General features: G+C 66.5%; 9 protein-coding genes. 5 read left to right on the top strand and 4 right to left on the bottom strand.

Annotated features, from left to right (window positions below; translation table 11 throughout):
* Positions 1-16 precede the first annotated feature (16 nt).
* The 3 genes from JOD62_RS00815 to JOD62_RS00810 are packed head-to-tail and all read left to right on the top strand — an operon-like array spanning position 17 to position 1,713.
* A complete protein-coding gene (locus JOD62_RS00815) occupies positions 17-697 on the top strand; it encodes an aggregation-promoting factor C-terminal-like domain-containing protein (RefSeq protein ID WP_271171577.1) in 681 nt (226 codons plus the stop codon).
* Positions 698-709: 12 nt separating this feature from the next.
* Entirely contained in the window at positions 710-997 is a 288-nt protein-coding gene (locus JOD62_RS14780) for a hypothetical protein (protein WP_239526505.1), read from the top strand.
* Complete coding sequence (locus JOD62_RS00810) at positions 994-1,713, top strand: alpha/beta hydrolase (RefSeq protein WP_204937447.1); 720 nt, start codon at positions 994-996, stop codon at positions 1,711-1,713. Before JOD62_RS14780 ends, JOD62_RS00810 begins: the two co-directional genes overlap by 4 nt.
* Here the strand turns inward: JOD62_RS00810 and JOD62_RS00805 are convergent.
* The gene (locus JOD62_RS00805; RefSeq protein ID WP_204937446.1) at positions 1,710-2,771 is read right to left on the bottom strand and encodes an AI-2E family transporter; all 1,062 of its coding nucleotides are present in this window, start codon (positions 2,769-2,771) and stop codon (positions 1,710-1,712) included. The two genes, JOD62_RS00810 and JOD62_RS00805, sit on opposite strands and share 4 nt — an antisense overlap.
* 171 nt (positions 2,772-2,942) lie before the next feature.
* Here JOD62_RS00805 and JOD62_RS00800 point away from each other — a divergent pair, with 171 nt between their 5' ends.
* Together JOD62_RS00800 and JOD62_RS00795 are read left to right on the top strand one after the other, a co-directional pair.
* Positions 2,943-4,823: a glycosyl transferase gene (locus JOD62_RS00800; protein WP_204937445.1), complete on the top strand. Its 1,881-nt coding sequence runs from the start codon at positions 2,943-2,945 to the stop codon at positions 4,821-4,823.
* Entirely contained in the window at positions 4,820-5,755 is a 936-nt protein-coding gene (locus tag JOD62_RS00795; protein ID WP_204937444.1) for a tetratricopeptide repeat protein, read from the top strand. The genes JOD62_RS00800 and JOD62_RS00795 overlap by 4 nt, the downstream gene beginning before the upstream one ends.
* A gap of 6 nt (positions 5,756-5,761) precedes the next feature.
* On the opposite strand, the gene glgB is transcribed toward JOD62_RS00795, so the two are convergent.
* Genes glgB through glgX form a run of 3 tightly spaced genes read right to left on the bottom strand, consistent with a single transcriptional unit; the run spans position 5,762 to position 12,186 of the window.
* Entirely contained in the window at positions 5,762-7,954 is a 2,193-nt protein-coding gene (gene glgB, locus JOD62_RS00790; RefSeq protein ID WP_204937443.1) for a 1,4-alpha-glucan branching protein GlgB, read from the bottom strand.
* The gene (locus JOD62_RS00785) at positions 7,951-10,032 is read right to left on the bottom strand and encodes an alpha-1,4-glucan--maltose-1-phosphate maltosyltransferase (RefSeq protein WP_204937442.1); all 2,082 of its coding nucleotides are present in this window, start codon (positions 10,030-10,032) and stop codon (positions 7,951-7,953) included. The genes glgB and JOD62_RS00785 overlap by 4 nt, the downstream gene beginning before the upstream one ends.
* 51 nt (positions 10,033-10,083) lie before the next feature.
* The gene (glgX, locus tag JOD62_RS00780) at positions 10,084-12,186 is read right to left on the bottom strand and encodes a glycogen debranching protein GlgX (protein ID WP_204937441.1); all 2,103 of its coding nucleotides are present in this window, start codon (positions 12,184-12,186) and stop codon (positions 10,084-10,086) included.
* Between the last annotated feature and the right edge of the window lie 42 nt (positions 12,187-12,228).

Below are 12,228 nucleotides of genomic sequence, written 5' to 3'. Positions count from 1 at the left end.
GTAAGCTGGGCACACTGTGACTCCCGATAACAATCAGATCACGCGCGCGTCGACGGCGCTCACTCGATCCACCTCGAGTGCGTCGGCGAACCCTTCGCCGACGACAGGTTGGACCCACCGACGCGGCGTCGCGAGCGTTCTCGCCGGACTCGCGGTCGTCGGTTTCGCTGTTGCAGTGATCGCGCCGACCGGTCTCGCATTGTCGTCGCCCCCTTCCGCAGAAGCCGCACAGTCGCTTTACGCGCTGGCTGCCGACGAGGTGGAGGACATCTCGATCACCATCGAAGGCTCGGACGCCGTCGCAGTGCAGCGTGATCTCTTCGAGGTCTACGTGACGCCGACACCGACACCTGAGCCCGTTCCGGCGTCTCAGCCTGACTCGGGCGGTGGCGGAGGCGGACCGGTCTACTACACCGGCGGTGGTGCGCCTGCGGAGTGGATGGCCGCTGCCGGCATCGACTCGGGCAACTGGGGCTACGTCGACTACATCGTCAGCAAAGAGAGCGGCTGGAACCCCAACGCCACGAACAGCAGCTCGGGGGCATGTGGTCTTGTCCAGGCGCTCCCGTGCAGCAAGGTCCCGGGCAACGGTTACGATCCGATCGACAATCTGCGCTGGGCCAACGGCTACGCGACGGGTCGCTACGGCAGCTGGGCTGCAGCGTACGACTTCTGGATCAGCAACCACTGGTGGTAATGGTTTCCTGCAATGCCTCGCTCTCATCGTCGACGCCCGGAGCGTTCTTCCTCTGACGATTCGCTCGACCGCCTGATCGCGGGGTGGAAGCGCACAGAGGTGCGTCAGGGACGAGAGTGGTTCGTGCAGCCGGTGTCTGCTGCGCAGGCGCAGAAATCCTACGTCTGTCCTGGGTGCGCGATGAGTGTGGCGGTCGGGGTCGCACACCTTGTCGCATGGCGCGCCGACGGTGTCCTCGGTGATGCCGCAGATCTCTCCGCGCGACGGCACTGGCACACCCACTGCTGGCGCACGTCATGACGATCGCGATCCGGGGTCCGCTCGAGCTGCCTGCTCGGCGCGAGGACGTCACGCTGCGGACTGCGGACGGGTTGACGCTCGTCGGAGAGCTCGCCCTGCCTCAGGACGCCGTGCCGACAGCGACATTGGTGACTCTGCATCCGCTCCCGACCGCGGGCGGATTCATGGACTCGCACATCATCCGCAAGGCGGCTGCTCGACTGCCCGCGCTGGCCGACCTCGCCGTGCTGCGTTTCAACACCCGGGGGACGTCATCTCCTCGCGGAACGAGCGATGGAGCCTTCGATGGTGGTACTGCGGAGCGCCACGACGTGGCCGCGGCGATGGCATTCGTCTCGGAGCGTGAGCTGCCGCGCCCCTGGCTCGTCGGGTGGTCGTTCGGCACTGAGCTCGCGCTCAAGTACGGACGTGAGCACGCGATCGAGGGGATCATCCTGCTCTCCCCGCCGTTGCATCGCGCCAGTGCGGATGAGGTTGGAGCCTGGCGCGACGATCCGCGGCATGTCGTGATCCTCGTACCGGAGCTGGATGACTATCTGCGTCCGGAGGAGGCGGCCGAGCGTTTCGCGTCGATTCCACACGCGACGCTGATTCCGGTCGAGGGCGGGCGACACCTGTGGGTGGGGGAGTCGCAGACCCGTCGCGTGATGACGGAGATCGTGGCCGCGGTGAACGCTGCCGCTCTGCCGCTTCCGACGGAGTGGCCCCCGGCCTAGCGGTCGTTCATCCGGGGGATCAGCACCTGACGGTAGATGATCAGGATGCTGGCGGCAACAGGGATCGCGATGAGCGCCCCGAGCAGGCCGAGCAGTGAACCGCCTGCGAGCGCGGCGATGACGACCACGGCTCCCGGAACAGACACGGCGCGATTCATCACGCGTGGCGAGATCACGTACGCCTCGATCTGCATGTAGATCAGGTAGTAGATTCCCGCGGCGAGAGCGGTCGCCGGAGAGCCGAGCCCGGGAAGCAGGCAGAGCAGCACGATGATCGTCGAACCGGTCAGGGTGCCGACCAGCGGGATGAGGGAGAAGAAGAACGCGACGACCGCGAGAACCGCGGGGAACGGGGCTTGAATGATCGACAGGAAGATCGCGCTGAGCACACCATTGATCACGCCCATCGTCACCTGGCCCATGACGTAGTAGCCGACGGAGGCCGTGATCTGCTCGGAGAGGTCGATGAATCGTGCCCGCTTGGACGCGGGGACCAGCTGGTAGACGGCCGCCTTGAGGGAAGGCGTGGACGCGGTGAAGTAGATCGTGAGGATCAGGATGATGAATGCGCCCATGAGGCCGGCGATCAATGCGCCTCCTGCGCTCAGCACACCCTGACCGACGGTCTCGCTGATGTCGGCGAGATTCGTCGCGAGCCAGTCCTGCACGAACGCCATCACCTCTTCGACGCGAAGGTTCGGGAAGACGTCCTTCAGCCAGGCGGCGAGGTCTTCTTCGAACGTGCCCTTCTCGATGATCTTGGTGATCTGGTCCACGAGCTGGGAGATCTGGTCCACGAGGATGGGGACGATCATGAACATGATCCCCGCGAACCCCGCAAGCACGGCGAGGATCGTGACGAGCACCGCAGCCCAGCGGGGGAGCTTGCGTCGTTCGAGGAAGGAGACGAGCGGGTCGAGGCCAAGGCTCAGAAACAGCGCCGTGCCGACATAGAGAAGCACGGTCGAGAGCGTCTGCACGCTGCCGATAAGCATGATCCCGAGGCCCACGCCGAGAGTCGCCACCAGCGCGGTGCGGAACGGGTTGTGGAACTTCATGGTTCTCCTCGACGAATGATGTTCAGCCAGCGTAGAGCCGTCGACGACCGTGTGACGCCACGCATCGCCGGAACAGTGCAACCGTATGGGTTTTACACAGGTCGTTTCGATAGTCTGAAATGTCGAGTGATATCCGAGTTTGACGTCTGGGAATCACGGAGGAGTTGATTCGTGCGTTTTGTGTGGGCCGTTGTGGCCTTCGTGCTGGCCACGCTGCTGATTGGAGCGGGCATCGCGCAGCGAACCGTTTTCCTCGGCCCGAAGGCAGAGCAGACAGAGTTGAGCGTCACTGAACCGCAGCGCTACAGGCTGATCGACGGTGATGTGCTGCGCTCGCATCCCGGTGAGCAGACTGTGATCGCCCGGGGGTCGGGAACCGTGTTCCTCGCCCAGGCGCGCACTGCCGATCTCGAAGCCTGGCTCGCGGATGTCGAGTACAACCGCGTCTCCATCGACGAGGACGGAACAATCTCGAGCACGGTGATCCCGGCGTCGATCCTTCCGGTGGAAGAGGACCCCGCTGCGGAGGAACCCGCTGACGCCGCGGCGACCGATGACGCTGCCGAAGAGCAGGGGCGAAACCCCGCCGGATCAGACCTCTGGTTGACGGAGTTCAGCGACGAGGGCTCGCTCATCGAGCGGATGCAGATTCCCGAGGGCGTCTCCGTGCTGCTCGCGAGCGACGGCACGGAGGACGCTCCGAGTGATGTGATCCTGTCGTGGCCGCTGGAGAACCGAACGCCCTTCGCCGGTCCGCTCATGGTCGCGGGTGGCATCATCATGGCCGCCGGTCTCGTTCTCTATGTCCTCGCCATCCGCCACTCCCGCCGTGGGCGCGGGCCACGCCGTAAGGGGCCGCCGCCGCTGCCCCCGACGGAGCCGATCGACGTCGCGCGCGACAACGCTGAGCTGGAGGAGGGCGCGTCGACGACGGGCGAGGGCCAGACCGACTCCGGCGCCAAGACCCAGCAGAACCGGGCGCGGCTCCCGCGTCGCCGGGCTCTGCTCGCCGTGCCGGTGTTCGCCGTCACCACCGCGATGCTGGCCGGATGCACCCCGGACGCGTGGCCGCAGCAGGCATCCTCGCCATCACCATCGCCGACCGCGACGGTCGTGACCCCGGAAGACCAGCAGGCTCCGGTGATGACAGAAGCGCAGGCGGCACGCGTGCTCGAGAACCTCTCGGCCACGGTCGCAGAGGCAGACGAAACTCTCAACGCCGAGTTGGCCGCGACGCGCTTGACGGGATCCGCGCTGGCCGAGCGTCAGACGGACTACCTCGTGCGCGCTTCGGTGCCCGAGTACGTGGCCCCCTCTGCCATCCCCTCGGACAAGATCCGGATCCTGGTCCCGCAGGCCTTCGACGGCTGGCCCCGCACGACGCTCATGCTCGCCGAGGCAGGCAGCGACGAGACGGTGCCGCCGGTGATTCTCACGATGACGCAGGACAACCCGTGGTCAAACTACAAGATCACCTATCTCGCAGAGATGCAGGCCTCCGCGGAACTGCCCGATCTTCCGCCGGCATGGCTCGGTGCCAAGCTGACCCCGCCGGACTCGCCATTCCTCGTCGTCGCACCTGATGCGCTTGCAGAGGCATTCGCGAGCGTCGTGGACGAGAATGAGGCCAGCCCCGCCTACGAGCTCTTCGACAAGGGCGTCCACGACTTCGCGACGACGATTCGCGACAGCCGAGCCGCCATCGTGCAGGCACTCGCCGATGCGAACGCCGCCACGACGTCTGCGATGTCGTTCGACCTCTCGCCGACCGGTGATGTGCCGATGGCGCTGGCGAGCATCGACAGCGGTGCGATCGTCGCGGTCTCTCTGAAGGACTCGCAGTCGATCGTCCCCACGCAGGAGGGCGTGGACATCCGTGTGGGCAACAACGCGCCGGCGAAGGCGCTCACGGGTGTCGAATCGTCGTCCAAGGGCTTCGTGACCACCTACGGCATGCAGCTCTTCTTCTCGGTGCCTGCGCAGGGGTCCAGCGCGCAGGTGCAGCTCCTTGCGGTGTCGCAGGAGCTTCTGTCTGTGGAGGTAATCCCGTGAGTGAGATCTCGCCCGCCGCTTTGCGTGGCGCCGTCGACCTGTCATCGCTGCGCAACCGTCCTGCGCCGTCTTCGGCACCGGTCTCCGCGCCCGACGGCGAAGCGGCACTCCCGCTTGTCTTCGATGTCACGGATGCGACATTCGGACAGGTTCTCGAGCTGTCCCGTCGCGTGCCGGTCGTCGTAGATCTGTGGGCCGAGTGGTGTGGTCCGTGCAAGCAGCTCAGCCCGATCATCGAGAAGGTGGTCACCGAACTCGCCGGCCGCGTGCTGCTGGCGAAGGTCGACGTCGACGCGAACCCGCAGCTCGCGCAGAGCTTCCGGGCGCAGTCGATCCCCATGGTGGTCGGACTGGTCGCCGGTCAGCCCGTTCCGCTGTTCACGGGAGCAGTGCCTGAAGAGCAGGTCCGCCAGGTCTTCGGACAGCTTCTCGAGCTCGCCGCGCAGCACGGCGTGTCTGGCACCGTTCCGGTTGCGGCAGGAGAGCAGGATGCGTCTGCGGAGCCTGATGAGGCTCCGATGCCCCCGTTGCATGCGGCTGCGTTCGCGGCGATCGAGGCTGGCGATTATGCCGCGGCGATCACCGCGTACGAGCAGGCCCTCGCGGAGAACCCCCGGGACGAAGACGCACGGGCGGGTCTCGGCCAGGTTCGTCTGCTGCACCGCACGCAGGGGCTCGATCTCGGTGCAGTGCGCGCCGCCGCAGCTGACGCACCTCAGGATGTCGACGCGCAGTTCGCGGTGGCCGACATGGACATCGCAGGCGGCCACGTCGGTGATGCCTTCGGTCGTCTTCTCGATCTCTTCGCCGCGGCATCCGCTGACGACCGCACGCGCATCCGCGAGCGCCTCGTAGAACTGTTCGGATTGATCGGCGAGGCAGACCCGCGTGTGGGCCAGGCCCGCCAGCGCCTCACCTCGCTTCTGTTCTGACCCTTCTCACGACCGCGTCGGCGAAGGCACGTGCGGATCGCGCTGGTAGCGCAGCCACAGCGTGGACAGCGGCGGCAGAGTGAGCGTGGCTCGCGCTGTGCCGTTGTCTTCTTCGTGCGCGTACACATAGCCGAGATTGCCCATTCCCGAGCCGCCGTACTCGACGGCATCGGTGTTGAGGACTTCCCGCCAGGTGCCCGAGAGGGGCAGATCGAGGGCGAAGCCCGTGTGGGCGACGCCGGCGAAGTTGCTGACGACGACGACCTTGCCACCGTGCGCGTCGCGGCGGCTGAAGGCGATCACGCTGGCGTCCCAAGTGGGGCCCCCGAGTCGCGAGAAGCAGTGGCCGTCGTTGTCGCGCTCCCAGAGCGGCGCGTGCGCGCGGTAGGAGCGGTTGAGTTCGCCCACGAAGCTCTGCAGCTGCGCATGGGCGGGCTGGTCCAGCAGCCACCAGTCGAGGCTCCGGCTTTCGGCCCACTCGGAGAGCTGTCCGAACTCCTGACCCATGAACAGCAGCTTCTTTCCTGGATGCCCCCACATGTACGCGAGGAAGGCGCGGAGGTTCGCTCTTTTCGCCGCCGCATCCCCGGGCATCTTGCTGAGCAGGCTGCCCTTGCCGTGCACGACCTCGTCATGGCTGATCGGGAGAACGTAGTTCTCACCGAAGGCGTACACGAAGGAGAAGGTCATCTCGCCTTGGTGGTGGCCGCGGTAGAGCGGGTCTCGCGCGATGTACTCCAGCGAGTCGTTCATCCAGCCCATGTTCCATTTGAAGCCGAAGCCGAGACCTGCCCGGTCGGTGGGCGAGGTGACGCCGGGAAAGCTCGTCGACTCCTCGGCGATCATCAGGATCCCCGGATGCTTGCGGTAGGCGGTCGCGTTGACCTCCTGCAGGAAGTGGATCGCCTCCAGGTTCTCGCGTCCACCGTGCACGTTCGGGGTCCACTCGCCATCTCTCCGGGAGTAGTCGAGATACAGCATCGATGCGACGGCGTCGACCCTGAGCCCGTCGACGTGGAACTGCTCCAGCCAGTAGAGCGCGTTGGCGACGAGGAAGTTGCGCACTTCTGCGCGCCCGTAGTCGAAGATCAGCGTGCCCCAGTCCTGGTGCTCACCGCGCTGCGGATCGGGGTGCTCGTAGAGCGGTTCGCCGTCGAAACGTGCGAGGGCGAACGCATCGCGGGGGAAGTGCCCCGGAACCCAGTCGAGGATGACGCCGATGCCGGCTTGGTGCATCCGATCGATGAGATAGCGCAGATCGTCGGGGTCGCCGAACCGACGCGTCGGCGCGTAGTAGCCCGACACCTGGTACCCCCAGGAGCCGCCGAAGGGATGCTCCGCGACGGGCATGAACTCCACGTGCGTGAACCCGGTCGTGGTGATGTGCTCGATCAAGGCGTCCGCGAGGTCGCGGTAGCCGAGCCCCGGGCGCCAGGATCCGAGGTGCACCTCGTAGATCGACAGCGGCTGTCCGACGGCGTGCGTGGCTGCTCGACGGGTCATCCATGCGCCATCCCGCCACAGATGCTCGGACCGCGTCACGACGGATGCGGTGGCCGGGGGCGTCTCCGCGAGCTGCGCCAGCGGGTCCGCCTTGAGAATCCACTCACCGGCGCGGGTGCGGATCTCGTACTTGTAGCGGGCTCCGACCTCGACGCCCGGAACGAAGAGCTCCCAGACGCCACTGGCCCCCATCGATCGCATCGAGTGCAGTTCGCCGTTCCAATCGTTGTGATCGCCGACGACGCGCACCGCCTGAGCGTTCGGCGCCCACACCGCGAAGGCGGTGCCGGCGTCACCGTCGATCACGCGCGGGTGTGCGCCCAGCACCTCCCAAAGCCGTTCGTGCCGGCCTTCGATGATGAGGTGCAGGTCGAGTTCGCCGATCGTCGGCGCATGCCGGTACGGGTCGCCCGCGCGCCACTCCGCACCGTCCGCGTAATGGGTGAGTACGTCATAGCGCCCGGCGGGGCCGGTCAGGAGACCCTCCCAGATGCCACCTTCGATGTGATCGAGATGCACGGTGACGCCGGAGTCGAGAAGGACGGTCACGGACTCCGCGAGCGGACGTCGGACGCGGATGACGGTGCCCGGTCGACCGACGGCGTCGAGGTGAGGGTGCGCGCCGAGCAGCGCGTGCGGATCGTGATGAGTACCCGCGGCGACGGATTCGAAGACGGAGGACTCCATGCTGATCATGATCTCTGCTCCCTTACTCGCAGAATGTGTGCCGGTTCGGCAAAGGCGTCGAGCCGGACGTAGTTGTGATCGCTCCACTGCCAGACCGCACCGGTGAGCAGGTCTTCGACCTCGAAGGGGTCACCGGGTTCCACACCCCACAGGCGGGTGTCGAGGTGCACAGTCGTCTGCCGCACCGAATGAGGATCGACGTTCACGACGACGATGATGGTGTCATCCTGGCCCGTGCCGGTGAACGTGGCGTCGAGATGCTTCGAGTACACCAGCACCGCGTCGTCGTCGCTCCAATGGATGGCGAGGTTGCGCAGCTGCCGTAGCGCAGGGTGTGCACGGCGGATCTCGTTGAGTCTCTGCAGGAGCGGGGCCAGCGAGTCACCGCTCCTCTCTGCGGCGGCCCAGTCGCGGATCTTGTACTCGTACTTCTCGTTGTCGATGTTCTCTTCCGACCCGGGGCGCGCGATGTTCTCGACGAGTTCGTATCCGGCGTACACACCGTAGAGCGGCGCAGCTGTCGCGGCGATCACCGCACGGATCCGATACGCGGCGCGTCCGCCGAACTGTAGATACTCGGTGAGGATATCGGGAGTGTTCACGAAGAGGTTCGGGCGCAGGTAGTCGGCGGTGTCGGAAGCCAGGGAGGTGAGGAATTCCTCCAGCTCGGTCTTCGTGTTGCGCCAGGTGAAGTAGGTGTAGCTCTGCTGGAAGCCCACGGCAGCGAGGGCGCGGAGAGGAGCGGGACGCGTGAACGCCTCCGCGAGGAAGACGACGCCCGGGTGCTGGGCCGTCACCGTGGCGATGAGCCATTCCCAGAACTGCAGCGGTTTGGTGTGCGGGTTGTCGACGCGGAAGATCCGCACACCCTGTGTGATCCAGTGCTCGACGACGCGCAGCACCTCAGCGGCAAGGCCTTCGGGGTCGTTGTCGAAGTTCAGCGGGTAGATGTCCTGGTACTTCTTCGGCGGATTCTCCGCATAGGCGATCGTGCCGTCGGGAAGCGTCGTGAACCACTCCGGATGCGCGGCGACCCAGGGATGATCGGGCGAGGCCTGAAGTGCGAGGTCGAGCGCGATCTCGATTCCGAGGTCGTTCGCCGTGCGCACGAACGCACGGAAGTCGTCGAGCGTGCCGAGGTCGGGATGCACGGTGTCATGGCCGCCTTCGGCCGCACCGATCGCCCAGGGTGAACCGGGATCTCCCGGAGCGGTGATGAGTGTGTTGTTCGGGCCCTTGCGATGCGTGCGTCCGATCGGGTGGATCGGCGGCAGGTAGAGCACATCGAAGCCCATCTTCGCGACAGCGGGGAGGCGAGCGGCTGCGGTCTGGAAGGTGCCACTGGCGATCGTGCCGTCTGCGCGAAGCCGTGCGCCTTCGGAACGGGGGAAGAACTCATACCAGGCTCCGACACCGGCGCGCTCCCGTTCGACCCGCAGCTGATGCCAGTCGCCCGCCGATTCGAGAGACGAGAGCGGCCGTTGCGAGAACACGGACGCCAGGGCCGGGTCGTCGGCGACTGCGAGGATGCTGTCTGCGCTGGCATCCGCGTTCGCAAGCAGCGCCGCGTACTTCTTGATCCGCGAACGCTCGGCGGTGGGACGCGTGCGCTCCGTGACCGCACGCGCGAGCAGCTCGCCGCCCTGCATCCGCGTGAGATCGACATCCACGCCGGCAGCGAGTTTGACCTGCGCCATATGGGCCCAGGTTGCGAAGTCGTCGGCGAAGCTCTCGAAGCGGAACGACCAGGTGCCCGTGGCGTCGATCGCGATGAGCGCCTCCCAGCGATCCGTCCCATCGGCGAGCGGCCGCAGGCGGTGCAGACTCTCGTGACCTCCGGCATCGCGCAGCCGCACGTGCACGCCGATGAGATCATGCCCTTCACGGAATGCGACGACCCGGAACGGCACCACTTCGCCGGCGAAGGCCTTCGGCGCGAAACCGCCGGGGGCCGAAGGTTGTGCGTCGCTCAGGGGGATGCGAGGCGTTCGCAGAGGAGAGTCAGCGGAGCCAGCGGCCCGCAGAGGGATCTCTGCAGGGCTCCGAAGAGTCGCTGCAGCAGGACGAGAAGCGGTGCGTACGGCCACACCCTGAACCTACCTCTCCGGGGCGCTCCGCGGGGAGTGAAAACGGAGTGTTCACTCCACCCGGAACAGGCGCATGGACGTTCCCGGCACAGCGATCACGTCACCGGGCGCATGCACGCTCTCGACAGCACTGGGACGCTCGTCCGCGCTGGACCACAGGGAGACATAGCGGGTCGCATCAGAGGTCGTCGGCAGCGTCACATCGATCGCGCTCTCGACGCCGTGCACGATCAGAAGCACGCGGTTCGGATTCTCGCCGGTGTCTTCGACCGCCAGGTACTGGAGCGTGCGGTGCGAGGCATCCGTCCACTGTTCGATCGACATGGTCGTGCCGGACTGGTCGAACCATGACATCTCACTCGCGCCGGGTGTCTCCTCGCCCAGCCGCGCGTACCGCGCAGGGCGCAGAGCGGGATTCTCGCGTCGCAGTCGGGTCAGCGTGGCCACGTGCGCGCGTAGGCACTCCTGCCACTCCTCGTGCTCCCAGGAGAGCCAGGTCAGCGGCGAATCGTGGCAGTAGGCGTTGTTGTTCCCCTGCTGTGTGCGTCCCGTCTCGTCGCCCGCGGTGATCATCGGCACACCCGCCGAGAGCAGGAGCGTCCCCATCAGGTTGCGCATCGCCTTACGCCGCGTCGCCTCGATCACGGGATCCTGCGTAGGGCCCTCAGCCCCGTGGTTGAAGGCGCGGTTCATCTCGGCGCCGTCGCGATTCTCCTCGCCGTTGGCCTCGTTGTGCTTGACGTTGTACGAGACGAGATCCCGGAGCGTGAAGCCGTCGTGTGCGGTGACGAAGTTCACGCTCGCGAGCGGGCCGCGCTCACTCGAGAAGGTGTTCGATGATCCGGCGAGGCGGGTGGCGAAGCCTCCGATGCCGACGGGCGCGGTGGACGCGCGACGCGCGTAGTCGATGTCGCTCAGCCAGAAGTTGCGCACGCGGTCTCGATAGCGGTCGTTCCACTCGTGCCAGCCCTGGCCGAAGTTGCCCGTCTGCCAGCCACCGGTTCCGACATCCCAGGGCTCCGCGATGAGCTTGGTCTCGGCGAGCAACGGGTCGGTCCGGATGGCCTGCAGCAGCGGATGCGACGCCGTGAAGGTGTGCGTCGCATCGCGCCCGAGCGCCGTGGCGAGATCGAACCGGAAGCCGTCGACCTGCAGATCCTCTGCCCAGTAGCGCAACGAATCCAGGACGAGTCGCGCCGCCGCATCCGTCGACGTGTTCAGTGTGTTGCCGCACGCGGTCGTGTCCACGTACTCGCCGTCCGCGAGCTGGCGGTAGTAGCGGGCGTTGTCGATGCCGCGCAGGCTGGTGCGCGGACCGTTCGGACCGCCCTCGGAGGTGTGGTTGTACACGACGTCGAGGATGACCTCGATACCGGCTTCGTGGAGGAGCTTCACCATCCCCTTGAACTCGCGGAGCACCGCATCCGGACCCGATCGCCGTGCCTCGGTCGTCGCGTAAGCGGCATGCGGGGTGAAGAAGTTGAGGGTGTTGTAACCCCAGTAGTTCTGGAAACCCCGCTGCTGCAACCAGGGCTCGGAGACGAACGCGTGCACAGGCAGCAACTCCACGGCGGTGATGCCGAGAGACGAGAAGTGCTCGATCATCGCGGGATGCGCGAGACCCGCGTAAGTGCCGTGCAGTGCAGGAGGAACCCCGGGATGCCGCTTGGTCATGCCCTTGACATGCCCCTCGTAGATCACGGTGTCCGCGAACGGCGTGCGCGGCTTCTGCGCGCCATCCCAATCGAAGGAGTCGTCGACGACGACCGAGCGCCAGTCATCCTGCCCGCCGGCACGGACGAGCCCGCGGGAGTACGGATCGATGAGGTTCGTGTGCGGTCGGAACGAGTTGCCGCCGCCCTGCGCACCCGTCACCCTGATCGCATACCTGCTTCCGACATGGAGCTGCGGAGAGCGCACCTCCCAGACCCCTTCGCCCACCTGTTCGAACCGCAGTTCCGCGATCGCCCAGTCCACGTCCGCGCCGTCGAAGAGCACGAGGTCGAGACCGGTGGCGTTGCTGGACCACACCCGCAGCGTGCCGACACCGTCGACGACGCGCACACCCAGGTCATCGAACGCCGAGCCGCACAGCGAGCACAGCGCCTCCCGGCGTGCGTCGTCGGGAATCGTCGCGGGGGCATGGGGGCACATGGACGACAGCATAAACGTCGGGGGAGTCGCCGTAACATCGAA

It is taken from the genome of Microbacterium keratanolyticum (assembly GCF_016907255.1).
GTDB classification, from domain to species: domain Bacteria; phylum Actinomycetota; class Actinomycetes; order Actinomycetales; family Microbacteriaceae; genus Microbacterium; species Microbacterium keratanolyticum.
This window is presented reverse-complemented; position numbering and strand designations above follow the sequence as displayed.